Consider the following 16979-nt stretch of genomic DNA (forward strand, 5'->3'; position numbering starts at 1 on the left):
TTCAATATACATATGTTGGCTACCTCAATACTACTAAGTGCGAGTGTCAATGCTGCAACGCCAACTCAAGCTCAGATTAATCAGTTTCAATCTCTCCCTAAAGCCCAACAAGAACAGCTTGCACGGCAAATGGGTGTCGATCTTTCTGCAATAAGTTCTCTCGGTGCAACTTCTGTTAGCTCAGATATAGAAACATCTGACATAAAGAAACCAAAGAGAGCGACTGAAGTTTCAGGGAAAAATACTGAAGCGGTTGATGAACAAAAGAATAAAGTTGTAACGTCTGAGTTGCCTTATTTTGGGTACGATGTCTTCTCTGGGAGTCCACTAGACTTTACGCCCGTCGAACACTTACCTGTACCTCATGACTACATTATTGCCCCTGGGGATGAAGTCCGAATTCAGTTGTATGGAAAGTCTTATAGTGACTTAAAGTTAAAAATCGATAGAGAGGGTAAACTCAATATCCCTGAGTACGGACCTGAATATGTCGCAGGGCAAACGTTTAGTGAGTTAAAAAACTACGTAGCTTCGCTTATCCAGCGTAAGTCTATTGGTGTAGAAGCGGTGATCTCATTAAGTGCCATGAGAACAATGCAGGTGTTTGTTACTGGCGATGTTAAGCAGCCTGGTGCTTATAATGTCAATGGGTTGACTACCTTGTCCCAAGCTCTAATTGCTGCTGGGGGAATAAAATTAACAGGTAGTTTACGCAATATTAAAGTAAAACGACTTGGCAAAACTGTCGTTACGTTCGATGCTTATGACTTGATAGTCAATGGTAACTCTAGTCGAGATATTCGCTTACAAGCAGGAGACTCTATTCTTGTCCCTGTGAAGCAAGCTGATATTGTTGTTAAAGGTGAAGTACTTCGTCCTGCTCATTACGAACTCAATTCAGATAGTCGTCTAAATAGTTTAATCAATATCGCTGGTGGTGCTTCACCTAATGCTTATTTATCAAAAGTTAGCGTCAAAAGACGTAGTGCAGAGGGTATTGAGCAGCTGACTTTAGATATGTCATCCCCACATGGGAAAGATTTTAAATTGCAAGCGGGTGATGAAGTCTCTTTGTTGCCAGTAGGAGATAAACTGGAGAATGCGATCGCACTTCGTGGTGAGCTATTCCGCCAAGGTGCTTATCAATTTATAGAAGGGCTTAAGATCAGTGATGTGATTAGCCGAGTTGATCTTAAAGAAAATGCCGATCTGTCTTATGCGTTACTGGTTAGAGAAAAGCCGGACAGCCGCGAGATTAGTGTATGGCAATTTGATTTAGGTGAGGTGCTAAAGTCACCAAGCTCGATCGACAATTTTTCTCTTCAACAAGGTGACCAGTTATTTGTATTTGATAATGGCCTCGACGTCGATTACTGGTATAGAGAGCAAAAATCTGCTAGTTCAAAGCGAGTGAAGAAGCTTAATGAAGATTTAAGCGGACGCAATAGTGAAAATGATCAGAAAGAGGAATCTAAAAGCGTTGCTACATTGGACTCTGCGACCGGTGCTCTTGTAGAGAAAGAACAACAAAAGAAGCTCGATATCGCTGACGATGATAAATTTGCTGTGGCAGATGATTTTCGCCTATCTAGTCGAGAGTCATTGCTAAAACCAATCATTGAAAGGTTGAAAGCACAGGCTAGTCTTGATGAACAAGCAAAAATTATAGAAATTACTGGGGCAGTAAAATACCCCGGTGTCTATCCTTTGACTGAGAATAGCAGTTTTGAAAAATTGATTGCTGCTGCAGGTGGTTTTGCTGAACGGGCGTTTTTGTACAGCGCTGAGTTGAGTCGTTCGGAGAAGATAAAACAAGACTTTGTTGTTCAACATTATGCTTTTTCCCCAAATGAGATTCTAAGTGGTCAAGATAAGCTTGATATTCAGGCTCAAGATCACATTGTGATCAAGACTCAGCCAAATTGGCAGCGTGGTAATTCAATTGAATTGCAAGGTGAAGTTGTTTTTCCGGGAACATATACCTTCCAGCGCGGTGAAACGATTCAAGATCTTATTGAGCGTGCTGGGGGATTAACTCAGTTTGCCTATGCGCAAGGAGCTGTATTTAGTCGTGAAAGTTTGCGCCGTCAAGAAGAAGAGAGGTTGAAGTTACTCAATCTACAATTGAAACAAGAAATTGGTAACTTAGCGCTACGTCGCCAAAACTCAAGCGCTACCTATACCACTAGCCCTGCGGAAGCGATGACGATTGCCGAGGAGCTTGCATCAACTGAGGCCATTGGCCGTTTAGTCATTAACCTACCTGAGGCGCTAGCTGGCAATTCTGATGCTGATATTATTGTAGAAAAGGGGGACAAACTATATGTCCCTGCGAGGCAGCCGATTATCAGTGTGATGGGCGAAGTGCAGTTTTCTTCCAATCACACTTTTACTCCTGGGATGACTATCGAAGATTATATTTCTTCTGCTGGTGGAACGAAAAAGCAGGCGGATACAGATCGGGTTTATGTTGTGCGAGCTGATGGTTCTGTCATGCTGCCAAATAATTCATTTTGGTTCAGTCGTAAGTCTAGTCCTTTGGAGCCTGGGGACACAATTATCGTACCTTTAGATACAGACTACCTAGATGGCTTGAGCACATTAACTTCAGCGACGCAAATCTTGTACCAAATTGGTGTGGCTTGGAGTGCTGTAAAGGATTAATTAGTTTATGAGCCCTCTAAAATTATGAGGGCTTAAATATTCAAGAAGATATTATGAACAAACCCATTATTAATGAAAGTAATTTCACTCAAGTGCAAGATCTGCCAATTACTAATGATGAAATAGATTTAAGGGAGTTGTTCCTTGCCGTTTGGAGAGGAAAGTGGGTGGTAATTTTTATTACAGTGCTATTTGCGATAGGTGGTGTTTTATTCGCGCTCTCTCAACCAAATACTTATCAAGCATCTGCAACCTTGGTCACGGCAAGTGATGAAAAAAACAGTAATCTTGCTGCAATGGCGAGTCAATTTGGAGGCTTGGCCTCTTTGGCAGGGATTAATGTTGGTGGTAGAACAGATGATAAATCTTTGTCTTTAGCAACGCTAGAATCTCGTAAGTTTATCAATGCATTTATTGACAAATATGCTTTACTTCCCATTCTGATGGCAACGGAATCTTGGGATAAAGAGAATAATAAGTTGGTACTGAACCCAGAGTTTTATGATGGTATACGTTGGTTAAATGATCCCGAGGACCCAGAAAAATCTCTAGAGCCTACAGCTTGGCAAGCTTACAAAAAATTTAAAGGTGTTCTAAATGTCTCCGAAGCTAAAGATACGGGCATTGTAACGGTTAGCATTACTCATTTGTCTCCATATGTGGCGCAGCAGTGGACTCAATGGTTGGTGAAAGAGCTCAACCTATGGATGAAAGAAGAATCTTTAACTGAAACCAATCGTAATATTGAGTATTTGGAGCAACAGTTAGACAGAACTAAAGTCGTTGATATGCAGAATGTGTTCTATCAGCTTATTGAGGAACAAACCAAAACACTGATGCTGGCGGAAGTGAAAGATGAGTATGCATTTAAAGTTATCGATCCTCCCGTTGTACCTGAAGAAAAAGTGGGCCCCAAACGAGCGCTGATATGTGTCCTAGCAACATTGCTGGGGGGAATTTTGGGTGTGGCGATTGTACTGCTCCGTTATGCATTTCGCCGAGAAAATGACTAGCTAATTTAATATGACACATAAGGTACTCTCGCCTTAAGTTCTTATCCCCGCTATACTCCCAGTCTGAATTTTAGTCCAGAGCTGCTTAAAATTAAGCAGCTCTATTATTGAAGAGCACAGGACATGCAAGAATACATCGCATTTTTTCAAGAGAACATGATTCTCTCTCTAGTATGGGTTGGTCTACTGGTTGCCCTTATTATGAATATCGTTAAATCAACGACAGCAGCCTACAAAGAGATCACTGCATCACAAACGACACAACTTATGAACCGTGAAAATGGTGTTGTGGTTGATATTCGTAGTAAAGATGAGTTTCGCAAAGGTCATATTACCGATGCAGTTCACATTTTACCTTCTGATATCAAAGCTGGTAACTTTGGCAGCCTTGAAAACCACAAATCTAGCCCAATCATTGTGGTATGCAAAACAGGTCAGACAGCACAAGAGAGTGCTAACCTTCTGGCAAAAGCAGGCTTTGAAAATGTCAGCTTGCTGAAGAATGGCTTGATTGCTTGGAATGAAGCAAACTTGCCTTTGGTTAAAGGCAAAAAATAAATTTAGTGGCTTTACTGAAAACGCTGATTGAAAAATCAGCGTTTGTTATAGAGAGATGTGAACATTTCCACGAATTTTAGCGGAAACCTAGTCATAGCAAGCTCTCTCGGTTAGTCTCCAAGCAGACAACTTGATTATTAAAGGATTTCAAAATGGCTGAAGCAGCACCACAACAAGACGCACAAAACTTTGCGATTCAACGTATCTTCCTTAAAGACGTATCTTTTGAAGCGCCGAACTCGCCAAATATGTTCCAGAAAGAGTGGAACCCAGATGTGAAGCTAGACCTAGACACTCAAAGCCGTGAACTGGGCGAAGGTGTTTATGAAGTTGTTCTACGTCTGACTGTGACGGTGAAGAACGAAGAGGAAACCGCATTTTTGTGTGAAGTTCAACAAGGTGGTATTTTTACTGCTGACAAAATGGAAGCAGGCCAGCTTGCGCATTGTCTAGGTGCATTCTGCCCTAACATTCTGTTCCCATATGCTCGTGAAACGATTTCTAGCCTAGTGGTTAAAGGTACATTCCCACAACTGAACTTAGCGCCAGTTAACTTCGACGCTCTGTTTATGAACTACCTGCAGCAACAAGCTCAGCAAGAAGGCACTGCGGAAGCTTAATTGCTTTACCGCTGTTTCTCGGGATAAACAAAATGCACAGAGCATCAAAGGATGTGATGTGCATTTTTTGTTTATTGCCTACAATAGTTCCTTACACTGAAACCATTCGAAGTTCCAACTTCCAAATTTTTAATACGATCGGGCGGATTAATGACGGACTCAGACATTCAAAACGGCTACGGGAAAGAAATTGCTATGACGGTGCTTGGTGCTGGCTCATACGGTACATCTCTGGCTATTTCACTGGCGAGAAATGGCGCGAATGTGGTGATTTGGGGCCATGACCCTGAGCATATGGCACGTTTGCAGTCGGATAGAGCGAATCACGAATTCTTGCCAGATATTGATTTTCCACAATCACTGATTGTTGAGTCAGATTTAGAAAAAGCCGTGCAGGCCAGTCGCGATTTACTGGTTGTGGTACCGAGTCATGTGTTTGGCATCGTGCTTAATAACATTAAACCTCACCTAAGAGCCGACTCACGTATTTGCTGGGCAACGAAAGGGCTTGAACCAGAGACAGGACGCCTACTGAAAGACGTGGCTATAGAAGCGCTAGGGGAAGGGTACTCTTTAGCTGTGCTATCAGGACCTACGTTTGCCAAAGAGCTGGCGATGGGCATGCCAACGGCGATTTCAGTGGCCTCCCCTGATGAAAGTTTTGTTTCTGAACTCCAAGAGAAAATTCACTGCAGCAAGACGTTTCGTGTCTATGCCAACAGTGACTTTACAGGTATGCAGTTGGGTGGCGCAGTTAAGAACGTTATTGCGATCGGTGCTGGCATGTCAGACGGCATTGGCTTTGGCGCTAACGCTCGAACGGCTCTGATTACTCGTGGCCTTGCTGAAATGACGCGTCTTGGCGCTGCATTAGGTGCGCAGCCAGAAACCTTCATGGGTATGGCGGGGTTGGGTGATCTGGTTCTGACTTGTACAGATAACCAATCACGTAACCGTCGCTTTGGCCTAGCTCTAGGTCAGGGTAAAGATGTGGATACTGCTCAAGATGAGATTGGCCAGGTCGTCGAAGGCTATCGTAATACCAAAGAGGTCTGGCTATTGTCACAGCGCATGGGTGTCGAGATGCCAATTGTTGACCAAATTTATCAAGTGTTGTATCAAGGAAAAGATGCACACATGGCAGCAAAAGATTTGCTTGCTCGTGATAAGAAATCAGAGGCGTAAACGTCCAGAGACACGGAAAGCGAAAAACACTTAAGCAAGCTTAGGTGAAGGGTTGAGAAATGAAACATTGTGAAAAACAGAAAGTATGGCAAGCCATTGTTCGCGAAGCGCGAGAGCTTTCAGAACAAGAGCCAATGCTAGCAAGCTTTTACCATGCGACGATCATCAAGCATGAAAGCCTAGCAGCTGCGCTGAGTTATATTTTAGCCAACAAGCTGAATACAGCGTCTATGCCAGCGATGGCCGTGCGAGAAGTGGTTGAAGAAGCTTTTAACGCTGATCACTCGATAACAGAAGCGGCGGCTTGTGACATCTGTGCCACAGTAAATCGAGACCCTGCGGTTTCCATGTACTCAATGCCTTTACTGTATTTGAAAGGTTACCATGCTTTGCAAGGTTATCGTGTGGCGAACTGGCTATGGCGCCAAGGACGTATTGCACTGGCGACTTACCTGCAAAACCAGATTTCAGTGGCGTGTCAGGTGGATATTCATCCGGCGGCAAAAATTGGTCACGGCATCATGCTCGACCACGCAACGGGTATAGTGATCGGTGAAACGGCGGTCGTCGAAAATGATGTCTCGATTCTGCAAGATGTGACGTTAGGCGGTACTGGTAAAGAGTGCGGAGATCGACATCCTAAGATCCGCGAAGGGGTGATGATCGGCGCGGGCGCTAAGATTCTTGGCAATATTGAAGTGGGTGAAGGAGCTAAGATTGGGTCTTGCTCTGTCGTGTTGCAGCCAGTTCCTGCTCACACCACGGTGGCGGGTGTGCCAGCTAAGATTGTTGGTCGCCCTAAAACGGATAAGCCCTCACTGGATATGGATCAACAGTTTAACGGCCGTTCACAAAGCTTTATTGGTGGAGACGGCATTTAACACTGAACCGCTGATAAGAAAACAAAAAAGGGTTGAAGTTTTGGCTTCAACCCTTTTTTATTGCATTAGCCTAGAGAGGCTAATTCAGCGAGTACCTCTTCGGCCCATTCAATCCACGCTTGGCGAACCAATAGATTACGGCGAAGCGTTAAACGTTCCAAGCGCTGCTGTTTATCCAAAGTTGCAGGCGTTGAATAGTACGCATTTTCTATTTCTTGATAGTGAGCCACTAGCTTGCGTGATTCCTCAACCAATTCAGCCAGTTGTTCACGATAAGGTGCGGAAGGTTGAACGGCGCAAGCCATCAACTTAGCGGAGAATTCATCACGAACTGTTGGGTGCGCTGTTGGCTGATCGAACCATTCACCTAAAGCGACACGGCCTGAATCTGTGATCGAATATACTTTGCGATCTGGTTTGCCTTCTTGAGGTTCCAATACGCAGGTAACCAACTCATTCTGAGCCATTTTATTCAGCTCGCGGTAAACTTGTTGGTGGCTTGCTTTCCAGAAGTAACCAATAGTGGCGGAAAATTCTTTGGTGATATCATATCCAGTTGCGTCGCGTGTGCTCAGAACTGTCAGGATAACGTGTGGTAATGACATGTCTTCAATCCAAATGGTCAAATAACTACTAACAACTGCTTAGTTACTGTCGTGCTTCTGTGGCACTTATCATCAGTTAATTTCTTTAAGCAGCGCCAACAAAGTTGGCCATGTCACCTTAAAAGCCGTTTTATCACCTAGAGCGATATGTAGATGTTGTTGTGTATCGCAAGGGAGCATTAGTATATCTAAATAATAAGCATAAAGTGGAATAGAAGGACAAAATAACCCAAAAAACTGATAATTTGCTCAATAAATGGATATTTTAGTTTATTGTCCTGCTAGATTGATATTTTTGCCACTTTTTTGTTTAAATAATGCTATTTGATTTGACGTTTTTAGAATCAGATATAGTAAAGGCTGCCCGTTAAGACAGCCTTTTTGTACTTTGTTACAAGTTTATCCTGTGTTGCGCATGCCCGCTGCAATACCAGCGATAGTTACCATCAATGCTTCTTCCAGCTCTGGTGATGCAGCGTCGTTCTGACGAGTACGATAAAGCAGTTCAGCCTGCAGCATGTTCAATGGCTCGACGTAAATGTTACGTAGGCGAATAGACTCTTGGCCCCATGGATCGCTTTGCATCAGGTTCTCGTTGTTTTCTACGTTGAGTACCGCTTTGATATCTTGCTGAAGTTGAGCTCGCAGCTTATCACCCAGAGGCAGCAGTTTAGGATCAGCTAAGCGCTCATCATAGTAACGTGAGATCTCAAGGTTACACTTGGTGTACACCATTTCCAGCATGCCTAAGCGAGTGGAGAAGAACGGCCACTCACGACACATTTCTTCGAGTAGCGCCTGATGACCTTTATCGATGGAGTATTGAATCGCTTCACCAGCACCTAACCACGCCGGCAGAACCAAACGGTTTTGGCTCCAAGAGAAGATCCATGGAATCGCACGTAAGCTCTCTACACCACCTTTTGGATTACGTTTAGCAGGGCGAGAGCCAAGAGGCAGTTTACCTAGCTCCAATTCTGGCGTTGCCTGACGGAAGTACGGAACAAAGTCAGGTTCACCGCGAACAACACTTCGATATGCCTCACAGCTGACCTCTGAAAGTACATTCATCAGATCGCGCCATTCCTGTTTTGGTTCAGGAGGCGGCAATAGGTTGGCTTCTAAAATCGCACTGGCATACAGGTTGAAACTATTGACAGCAACTTCAGGTAAACCCAGCTTGAAGCGGATCATTTCCCCTTGTTCTGTCACTCGAAGGCCACCTTTCAAGCTCTTCGGTGGTTGAGACAATAGAGCTGCATGAGCGGGCGCACCGCCTCGACCAATGGTGCCACCTCGACCATGGAACAGTGTCAGTTCAACCCCTTCTTCTTCAGCGACTTTGACCAGTGCTTCCATCGCATGATACTGAGCCCAGCCCGCTGACATCACGCCAGCATCTTTTGCAGAATCAGAGTAACCGATCATCACCATTTGGTGGTTCTGGATAAAGCCACGGTAGAGATCAATGCCCATCAATTGTTTGATGACGGATTCGGCATTATTCAGGTCGTCTAACGTTTCAAACAGTGGGCAGACATCCATGCGATACGGACAGCCTGCTTCTTGCAGAAGTAGGTGTACGGCCAATACATCAGAAGCTGTGCGTGCCATAGAAATCACATAAGCCCCAAAGGCTTCACGTGGTTGGGCGGCGACAATCTTACAAGTATCGAGTACTTCTTGGACTTGTTCGGATGGCTGCCAGTCGCGTGGGAGAAGTGGGCGCTTAGAGGCCAGCTCATTGGTCAAAAACGCTATCTTGTCCTGTTCGCTCCACTGGTTGTAATCACCAATGCCAAGGTAGCGAGTTAGTTCTGATAAAGCATCGGAGTGGCGCGTACTTTCCTGACGAATATCGAGGCGTACGAGGTGAACACCAAAGGCCTTGATTCGGCGTAGCGTGTCTAGAAGCGAGCCATCAGCAATGATGCCCATGCCGCACTCATGAAGAGATTGGTAACAAGCATAAAGAGGCTCCCACAGCTGCTCGACACGTTGAAGAGGTGCTTTAACTGCCAGCTTCTGACCATTTACTTTTGCATCCAGTATTTCTTTGGTTTCAGTCAGCAAGGCACGCAGCTGTTTTAGCACGGCACGGTAAGGTTCGTGTTCGTCTTCTCCCGCGAGCGAGCGTACCGCGTCATTGCAGCGGGTCATCGACAGCTCACTGACCAGCTCATTGATGTCATTGAGGTAGAGATCTGCAGCTTTCCAACGTGACAGTAACATGACTTCACGAGTAATGGTGTGAGTGACAAATGGGTTACCATCGCGGTCGCCACCCATCCAAGAAGAGAAATGCACAGGGCGAGCATCAATAGGTAGGCCTTCTTCAAGATAACGACGCAGACGACCGTCCAATTCGCGTAAAAAGTCAGGTACCGCTTCCCATAGGGAGTTCTCGACGACAGCAAAGCCCCATTTGGCTTCATCAAGAGGGGTTGGGCGCTGTTGACGAATGGTGTCAGAGTGCCAGCCTTGGGCAATCAATTGTTCGAGGCGACGTTCAGTCTTCTGGCGTTCTTTGGCTGACAGGTCGTTTAACTCTAGTTTCGACAAACACTTATTGATTTTGACCAGCTTGTTGATCATGGTGCGTCGAGTGATTTCGGTTGGGTGCGCAGTAAGCACTAACTCAATGTTGAGATCTCGCACCGCTTGAGCAGTGTCGAGTTTGCTTATGTCGTTTTGGCTAAGTTTGGAAAACAGGTTGTTGATGGCGTCTGGTTCGCAGACATGTGCATCGCAATGACGTGAAATAGTGTGGTACTGCTCCGCCATGTTCGTCAGGTTGAGGAACTGGTTGAAAGCGTGGGCAACAGGCGTCAGTTGCTCATCGGGTAGGCTTTTAATTTCCTCAATCAAGCTTTCACGATCTGATTGATTGCCAGAAAGCGCAGACTTAGAAAGCTTACGAATCGTTTCTACTTTTTCCAGAAGGGCATCACCATGGGCGTCCTTAATGGTGTTACCGAGCAAGTGTCCCAACATGCTCACGTTGCTTCTGAGTGCAGAGTATTTCTCGTTCATTGTCATCCTGCCTTGTAAAAAAATTACATCCATTGTTCCTTGTTAAGTAGACAATCTAGCGAAAAATATCGCTGTGAGTCAAATGCTGTAGGCTAAGATTGCAAATATTGTGCAAATGAATGCAACTGAGATGACGTGGCCATTTTTTCTATATTTGTTGAAACTTTATTACAGAAATACGAGCTAATTCAAAGCTCGTTTATTGTTCAATTCCTATATGAGCATGAACGTATTCGCGGATAAAAGGCACCACTTCGGCCTCGAACCAAGGGTTACGCTTTAACCACAAAGTATTTCTCGGAGAAGGGTGAGGTAGGGGCAAATAGTGAGGTGCCCACTGCTGCCACGCTCTGACGGTTTCGGTGAGTGTCTTCGGTTTGTCTTGCAGATAATAGTTTTGTGCATACTGGCCTATCAACAGCGTCATACCGATGTTAGGCAGTTGTTCGAGCACCTTGCTGTGCCATTGCGGGGCACACTCTTTTCTTGGAGGGAGATCGCCGCTTTTGCCTTTGCCGGGATAACACAGCCCCATGGGCATGATGGCTATCTTGTTCGCGTCATAAAAGGCCGTTCTATCAAGCTCAAGCCATTGCCTTAATCTGTCACCGCTCGGGTCATTCCAAGGGATGGACGTTTTATGCACTCGGGTCCCTGGCGCTTGGCCGATGATCAGTAGCTTGGCTTCTTTACTCGCCTGAATAATGGGATTTGCTCCCAGAGGTAAATCAGGCTCGCATAGCCGGCACTGGCGAATTTGTTGGAGCAGATCTTCTAGCATCAGTAACCTTTGTCGAGATCGACTTCATTCAGTAGAGAAAACCCATCTCGCCAACGTTGATAATTGTCAGCAAAGATCTCGACCACTTGCTCAGGGAAGCTGAGAGCGGCGATATGTGGAGTGATCGTAACAGCTGGGTGGCGCCAGAATGGATGACTGGCTTCGAGTGGTTCGTTTTCAAACACATCAAGAAAGGCATGGGCAATGGCTTGCTCTTCTATAGCGGCAAGTAAACCGGTCTCACACACGACATCGCCACGGCCCACATTGAACAGTAAGGCGGATTGGCAGCGACTGAGAGACTGATGATTAAGTAGATGATGCGTTTCTTTGGTACTGGGCAGCGTGTTAACTACCACATCGACGCGGCTCAGTACACTGTCTAGTTCTTGAATATGGTAAGTTTCGTCAAAAGGAGAATGCATGGACGGAATACCACTGCGGTTAATACCGATCACTTTTATGCCAAATGCCTGAGCCGTTTTGGCAAGGTGGCTACCTATTGAGCCAGTCCCTAAAATCAATAAAGTGAGTGCGCTTAGAGATTGATAGGGTTTGGGTTCCCATTTGGCCTGATTCTGACTTTCTTGATAGTGCAAAAAGTGGCGATGATGTTGAATAAGGTAACCGAGAACGTATTCCGAGATTTGCTGACCAAATATCCCCTTTACATTAGTGAGAAGAAAATTCGGGGTGTTGCTGGTGAGGGCATCGACACCAGCATAAACCGATTGCATCCACTCTACGTTGGGAAAGTCACTAAGTCGCTTGGCGACCAGTGGTGGAGAGGCCAGTAAAATAGCAGCATCGTCTGGATTGTCGGTGATCTCGAGATCCGGTAACTGCAGCTTGTCGAGCTGCTGCTGGTAAGTTTCGTTGTGCTCAGTCAGTAAATAGACTTTGTTGGTGAAATTGTTCATCGGCTTCGCTTTTTTCCACTATGGTTATCAAGTACACTTCCGCTGTCTTTTTCTGAACCAATGAGTCCTTATGCTACAGAACCCTCTTCAACTTCGCCTTGAGAAGTTAGAACCTTGGAAGCAGATTACCTTTATGGCGTGTCTGTGTGAACGTATGTACCCTAATTATGCGATGTTTTGTGACAGTACGGAATTTGCAGAGCCACGTATTTATCGCGATATTCTGGATAGCATTTGGGAGCAACTGACAGTCAAGAGTGCCAAGGTTAATTATGAGCGCCAGTTGGAGAAGTTAGAAGAGATTATTCCAAGTTCTGAAGATTTTGATTTTTATGGTGTTTACCCCGCGATTGATGCCTGTATTGGTTTGTCTACCCTGCTACATGGCTTGTTGGATCGCGATGACTTATTTGAAAGCATGCAAAAAATCAGTCAACAGTCGGTACAGACGGTTGCTCAGCTAGAAGAAGCGCAAACCGGCCTCGAAATAACTAATGATAATCAGAAAGACAATGAAGCGGTTTGTGAGGAGTGGGATGTGCAGTGGGCTATTTTCCGTCCACTGAAAGATGCTCAGGAACGAGACATTGAACTGATTAAAGATCTTCGCTTTGAGTTGAGAGAAGATGGTATCAGCAATATTGGCGTCAGCCTTTAATGAGAAACGGGAGCCATAGGCTCCCGATTTTATTAGTGGTCTTCTTTTTTGGCTTGTGGCTCTGGCGCTTGGTCCTCTTCATCGTCATCACGACTTTCGATAACGCCATGCGTCTCTTTCCATTTCTCCCAACGCTCAAACGCAAGCTCTTGCATGTCGGTGGCTCTGTCCGCTTCATCGACGATCTCTTCCCCAACTAAGTGCTCGAAGATATCTTCCAGCGTCAGAATTCCCTGAATGGTGCCGTATTCATCAACCACCATCGCTAACTGTAGGCGTTTAGCCATCATCTGCTCAAACGCTTTTGGCAGAGATAAGTTGTTCAGTAGTACGTGAACCGGACGCATTACTGCCCCTAGCTGCTTTTCGCCACAACCTGCCTGCTGAAGTTTAAACATCTCTAAGCGGTGTACAAAACCGATGATATTGTCTTTGGACTGGCTGTAAACCAGCGGGCGAGAAAACGGCGTGTCTTTGTGTTGGGCAAGAAATTCATTAATGCTCATCTCTGCATCAACACGGAAGACGACCGGACGTGGTGTCATGACCTGAGTAACAGGGACGTCCTGAATGCCAAGCAGGTTGTTGAGAATTTTAGTCTCACCTTCCGCAAATTCACCACTCTCTTTAGCCAGAATCGCCATCGCAGAGAGTTCATCACGCATCTTCGGTGCTTGGTGACCGCGGGCAAGGCGTTTGGTGATCTGCTCTGAAAACCACACAAACGGTGTCAGTGCCCACACCATCCAACGTAACGTAATGGCTGCAAGAGGAGACAGCTGACGCCAGTATGTTGCGCCAATGGTTTTAGGCACAATTTCCGATAGCACAAGAATACCCAGAGTTAATACACCTGAGAATACACCTAGCCATTCGCTACCAAAAACTACAGCAGCTTGTGCACCTGCACTGGCGGCGCCGATAGTGTGAGCGATGGTATTCAGTGTCAGAATTGAAGCTAGTGGGCGGTCGATATCCGCTTTTAATTTTGATAATTTCTCTGCGGCCGGATGGCCTTGCTGACGCAGTTGTGCCAGATAGCTGGGAGTAATACTCAGTAGAACCGCTTCGAGGACCGAGCAGATAAAGGATACGCCAATCGCAACAGAGACGTAGATGGTTAGCAGTAACATAAATGTCCTATATCAGGTTTATACCACCACCGAATTTTGCAATGTACCCATCAAAATTATCAATTATGAAATGAGTCACTATGCCTGGGCATTATTGGTGTGAGTATTTTATATTCGCTTCAGGCCCCACAATATCAGGCTTCGTGGACTATCCGCGTTTTATAAATAAGGTTAATTATGATTAAAAACAAGCCTTCGCATAGGAGAGGAAGGTAACAAATTGTGAGTTATTACTCATATTATGGTTAAAAGTACGTCATGAAAGCTAAAGATCGCTTACAAACCTTTGCCAGATGGGGCATTTATGCTTTAGAGTGAGTTGAATTCGATAACATATGAGAAGGGAAACCTAATGAACAAGACCCAATTAATCGACTTTATCGCAGAGAAAGCAGATCTATCTAAAGCACAAGCTAAAGCTGCTCTTGAAGCAACTCTTGACGGTGTGACTGATGCACTTAAAGAGGGTGACCAAGTTCAACTAATTGGTTTTGGTACGTTCAAAGTAAACCACCGTGCAGCTCGCACTGGCCGTAACCCAAAAACTGGTGATGAGATCCAAATCGCTGCTGCAAACGTTCCTGCATTTGTTTCAGGTAAAGCTCTGAAAGACGCAGTGAAATAATTTATAATGCGCCAAGGTAGTCTTCTGTCTTGGCGCATCACTGTCATGAAAAAACGTTTATTCTCTTCACTAATCACTTCTTTTATCGTTGGTTGTTCTTCCAGCGTTCCTACTCCTAACTTAGATCAGTTCGCTTATTACACGGGCGGGAAAAGCATGGGCGATGCCACAAGCTTATACTGGTATACGGAAAAGATTGCTTCTCCTAGCGCAGCCGCAGACTATGTCACAGCAGGAGATTACGGTTGGTATAAAACCGACTACAGCTGGGCGGAAGGGGAACTGAGAGAACTGATTCGTGAAGGCGAACAGCTTAAAGGCGAACAAGGGCTGGTGAAATACCGAGTGCATGTTCGTTTTAATAAGGACGGTGAAGCGGTTTATCAGCAGTACCGCTTGGATGGCAAAGTGCTTCCGGTCAAACCCGCTGAACTCGAACGCTACAAAAATGATGCGATGACTGTGGTAACAGTGACGAAAGAGCAGGATAAAAAAGGTCAGGAGCTGATTCAGGGCTACTGGGATGGCTCAACGTTTGAAACCTGTTCTGGTCAGAGTTACTCTCGATTGGAGTTCAATCAGACACTGCCGTCATTTGTGGTTAATCGCTTAGCTGGAGTGGACAACTACGTAGCTTTCCTTGGTTCGACACGCACCAACCGAGTTATTGTTGAAGACTTACTCATGCTAGCAGATGAGGATCACTCCTGTATTGAAAGGCCTAGTCTGCTATCTGATTAAAATATAAAAGGCGCCTCAAGAGGCGCCTTTTTTGATACTGAGCGATTATTTGCTTTGTTCGCGCTCTATCGCTCTGTAACCAATGTCATTGCGATGGAACATTCCAGTCCAACTGACTTGCTTAGCCAGCGCGTACGCTTGCTGCTGAGCGTCTGAGACGCTATTTCCAAGTGCCGTTGCACATAGAACACGACCGCCGTTAGTTACGATTTCGCCAGCTTCGTTGTTTGCAGTGCCTGCGTGGAATATCTTCTGACCTTCGACTTCATCAGCAGGTAGAGAAATTACATCACCTTTCGCGTAGTCTGCTGGGTAACCGCCAGCTGCAAGGACCACACCGATAGACGCACGTGGGTCCCATTTAGACTCGGCTTCATCAAGCTTCTCGTCGATAGCCATCAGACAAAGCTCAACCAGATCAGATTCCATACGCATCATAATGGGCTGGGTTTCTGGATCGCCAAAGCGGCAGTTGTACTCGATGACTTTTGGCGTGCCGTCTTTGTCGATCATAAGACCAGCGTAAAGGAAACCAGTGTATGGGTGACCTTCCGCATCCATGCCGCGCACGGTTGGGTAGATAACTTCTTCAAGGATACGCTCGTGGATTTCTGGCGTTACCACTGGTGCAGGGGAGTAAGCACCCATGCCGCCTGTGTTAGGGCCAGTGTCTCTGTCGCCAACACGTTTGTGGTCTTGGCTGGTGGCCATTGGCAGAACGCTCTGGCCGTCAACCATGACGATGAAACTGGCTTCCTCACCGTCTAGGAACTCTTCGATCACCACGCGGCTACCTGCTTCACCAAACGCGTTACCTGCCAGCATGTCTTTGATTGCGTCTTCCGCTTCTTCAAGCGTCATCGCAACGATAACCCCTTTACCTGCAGCAAGGCCGTCCGCTTTTACAACGATAGGCGCACCTTGCTCACGAACGTAAGCGAGAGCTGGCTCAATTTCAGTGAAGTTAGCGTACGCTGCAGTCGGAATATTATGGCGTGCAAGGAAATCTTTGGTGAACGCTTTAGAGCCTTCTAGCTGCGCAGCGGCTTGAGTTGGGCCAAAGATAGGCAATCCCGCTTCACGGAAAGCGTCAACAACACCAATAACGAGTGGCGCTTCTGGGCCAACAATCGTCAGCTCGATCTTCTTCTCTTGAGCGAATGCAACCAGCTCAGAGATTGCTTCAACACCAATGTTTACGTTTTCTAGCTTTGGCTCAAGCGCGGTACCTGCGTTACCAGGTGCAACGAATACTGTCTCAACGTTTGGGTTTTGTGCTGCTTTCCAACCTAAAGCGTGCTCACGACCGCCGGCACCAATAATCAATACATTCATGTTTTAAAATCCTTATAGCTGCTTCAGAGCCTTTATTTCTGTGTCAAACATGCTCACTTATGGTCATAAGCTCCGCGTGTTTTCCTTGAACTAAAGTCACTGACTTGCTCTACGTATTTCAAATATCGGAATATTTAAAAAACAAAATTATAAGTCTTGCTCAAAGTAATTGGTGATGTGGCTAGGTAGCAATTGAGCCCATCCCCGGGAGCATAGCCAGCTGGGGT

The 16979-nt window shown here is 45.7% G+C and carries 15 protein-coding genes; 9 read left to right on the forward strand and 6 right to left on the reverse strand.

Annotation, left to right across the window (positions count from 1 at the left end; all coding sequences use genetic code 11):
- Positions 1-12: 12 nt before the first annotated feature.
- From QMA41_RS17575 to cysE, 6 genes are all read left to right on the forward strand, one after another.
- Entirely contained in the window at positions 13-2664 is a 2652-nt protein-coding gene (locus tag QMA41_RS17575; RefSeq protein ID WP_281630356.1) for an SLBB domain-containing protein, read from the forward strand.
- A gap of 53 nt (positions 2665-2717) precedes the next feature.
- Positions 2718-3677, forward strand: a complete 960-nt coding sequence (locus tag QMA41_RS17580; protein WP_281630307.1) for a Wzz/FepE/Etk N-terminal domain-containing protein — start codon at positions 2718-2720, stop codon at positions 3675-3677.
- A gap of 123 nt (positions 3678-3800) precedes the next feature.
- Positions 3801-4235 (forward strand): rhodanese-like domain-containing protein, encoded by a 435-nt coding sequence (locus QMA41_RS17585; protein WP_021457395.1) that lies wholly within the window; start codon positions 3801-3803, stop codon positions 4233-4235.
- Between the two features lie 152 nt (positions 4236-4387).
- On the forward strand, positions 4388-4855 hold the full coding sequence (gene secB / locus QMA41_RS17590) for a protein-export chaperone SecB (protein WP_019276827.1): 468 nt from the start codon (positions 4388-4390) through the stop codon (positions 4853-4855).
- Positions 4856-5005: 150 nt separating this feature from the next.
- A complete protein-coding gene (gene gpsA, locus QMA41_RS17595) occupies positions 5006-6040 on the forward strand; it encodes an NAD(P)H-dependent glycerol-3-phosphate dehydrogenase (protein WP_281630308.1) in 1035 nt (344 codons plus the stop codon).
- A 59-nt stretch (positions 6041-6099) separates the two neighbouring features.
- Positions 6100-6921 (forward strand): serine O-acetyltransferase, encoded by an 822-nt coding sequence (cysE, locus tag QMA41_RS17600; RefSeq protein ID WP_006963300.1) that lies wholly within the window; start codon positions 6100-6102, stop codon positions 6919-6921.
- Between the two features lie 65 nt (positions 6922-6986).
- Here the strand turns inward: cysE and QMA41_RS17605 are convergent, their stop codons facing one another.
- The 4 genes from QMA41_RS17605 to QMA41_RS17620 all read right to left on the reverse strand — a co-directional run bounded on the left by QMA41_RS17605 (position 6987) and on the right by QMA41_RS17620 (position 12260).
- Entirely contained in the window at positions 6987-7526 is a 540-nt protein-coding gene (locus tag QMA41_RS17605) for a PadR family transcriptional regulator (protein WP_006963298.1), read from the reverse strand.
- A 399-nt stretch (positions 7527-7925) separates the two neighbouring features.
- Positions 7926-10559: a phosphoenolpyruvate carboxylase gene (gene ppc / locus QMA41_RS17610; RefSeq protein WP_281630309.1), complete on the reverse strand. Its 2634-nt coding sequence runs from the start codon at positions 10557-10559 to the stop codon at positions 7926-7928.
- A 199-nt stretch (positions 10560-10758) separates the two neighbouring features.
- Entirely contained in the window at positions 10759-11340 is a 582-nt protein-coding gene (locus QMA41_RS17615) for a uracil-DNA glycosylase family protein (protein WP_281630310.1), read from the reverse strand.
- The gene (locus QMA41_RS17620) at positions 11340-12260 is read right to left on the reverse strand and encodes a D-2-hydroxyacid dehydrogenase (RefSeq protein ID WP_281630311.1); all 921 of its coding nucleotides are present in this window, start codon (positions 12258-12260) and stop codon (positions 11340-11342) included. Before QMA41_RS17620 ends, QMA41_RS17615 begins: the two co-directional genes overlap by 1 nt.
- A 70-nt stretch (positions 12261-12330) precedes the next feature.
- Between QMA41_RS17620 and QMA41_RS17625 the strand changes: the two genes are divergently transcribed.
- Positions 12331-12918 (forward strand): DUF416 family protein, encoded by a 588-nt coding sequence (locus QMA41_RS17625; RefSeq protein WP_172851399.1) that lies wholly within the window; start codon positions 12331-12333, stop codon positions 12916-12918.
- Positions 12919-12950: 32 nt separating this feature from the next.
- On the opposite strand, the gene QMA41_RS17630 is transcribed toward QMA41_RS17625, so the two are convergent.
- Complete coding sequence (locus QMA41_RS17630) at positions 12951-14051, reverse strand: hemolysin family protein (RefSeq protein WP_065740838.1); 1101 nt, start codon at positions 14049-14051, stop codon at positions 12951-12953.
- Between the two features lie 352 nt (positions 14052-14403).
- Here QMA41_RS17630 and hupA point away from each other — a divergent pair, with 352 nt between their 5' ends.
- The gene (hupA, locus tag QMA41_RS17635) at positions 14404-14676 is read left to right on the forward strand and encodes a nucleoid-associated protein HU-alpha (protein ID WP_006963283.1); all 273 of its coding nucleotides are present in this window, start codon (positions 14404-14406) and stop codon (positions 14674-14676) included.
- Between the two features lie 45 nt (positions 14677-14721).
- On the forward strand, positions 14722-15417 hold the full coding sequence (locus QMA41_RS17640) for a DUF1481 domain-containing protein (RefSeq protein ID WP_281630312.1): 696 nt from the start codon (positions 14722-14724) through the stop codon (positions 15415-15417).
- 45 nt (positions 15418-15462) lie between these two features.
- On the opposite strand, the gene purD is transcribed toward QMA41_RS17640, so the two are convergent.
- Complete coding sequence (purD, locus tag QMA41_RS17645; protein WP_281630313.1) at positions 15463-16752, reverse strand: phosphoribosylamine--glycine ligase; 1290 nt, start codon at positions 16750-16752, stop codon at positions 15463-15465.
- Between the last annotated feature and the right edge of the window lie 227 nt (positions 16753-16979).

Source organism: Vibrio sp. St2 (assembly GCF_947311885.1).
Classification (GTDB): domain Bacteria; phylum Pseudomonadota; class Gammaproteobacteria; order Enterobacterales; family Vibrionaceae; genus Vibrio; species Vibrio coralliilyticus.

Coding starts and splice junctions, on each gene's coding strand:
- QMA41_RS17575 (WP_281630356.1), top strand. CDS start 13: ATGTTGGCTACCTCAATACTACTAAGTGCGAGTGTCAATGCTGCAACG.
- QMA41_RS17580 (WP_281630307.1), top strand. CDS start 2,718: ATGAACAAACCCATTATTAATGAAAGTAATTTCACTCAAGTGCAAGAT.
- QMA41_RS17585 (WP_021457395.1), top strand. CDS start 3,801: ATGCAAGAATACATCGCATTTTTTCAAGAGAACATGATTCTCTCTCTA.
- secB (WP_019276827.1), top strand. CDS start 4,388: ATGGCTGAAGCAGCACCACAACAAGACGCACAAAACTTTGCGATTCAA.
- gpsA (WP_281630308.1), top strand. CDS start 5,006: ATGACGGACTCAGACATTCAAAACGGCTACGGGAAAGAAATTGCTATG.
- cysE (WP_006963300.1), top strand. CDS start 6,100: ATGAAACATTGTGAAAAACAGAAAGTATGGCAAGCCATTGTTCGCGAA.
- QMA41_RS17605 (WP_006963298.1), bottom strand. CDS start 7,526: ATGTCATTACCACACGTTATCCTGACAGTTCTGAGCACACGCGACGCA.
- ppc (WP_281630309.1), bottom strand. CDS start 10,559: ATGAACGAGAAATACTCTGCACTCAGAAGCAACGTGAGCATGTTGGGA.
- QMA41_RS17615 (WP_281630310.1), bottom strand. CDS start 11,340: ATGCTAGAAGATCTGCTCCAACAAATTCGCCAGTGCCGGCTATGCGAG.
- QMA41_RS17620 (WP_281630311.1), bottom strand. CDS start 12,260: ATGAACAATTTCACCAACAAAGTCTATTTACTGACTGAGCACAACGAA.
- QMA41_RS17625 (WP_172851399.1), top strand. CDS start 12,331: ATGCTACAGAACCCTCTTCAACTTCGCCTTGAGAAGTTAGAACCTTGG.
- QMA41_RS17630 (WP_065740838.1), bottom strand. CDS start 14,051: ATGTTACTGCTAACCATCTACGTCTCTGTTGCGATTGGCGTATCCTTT.
- hupA (WP_006963283.1), top strand. CDS start 14,404: ATGAACAAGACCCAATTAATCGACTTTATCGCAGAGAAAGCAGATCTA.
- QMA41_RS17640 (WP_281630312.1), top strand. CDS start 14,722: ATGAAAAAACGTTTATTCTCTTCACTAATCACTTCTTTTATCGTTGGT.
- purD (WP_281630313.1), bottom strand. CDS start 16,752: ATGAATGTATTGATTATTGGTGCCGGCGGTCGTGAGCACGCTTTAGGT.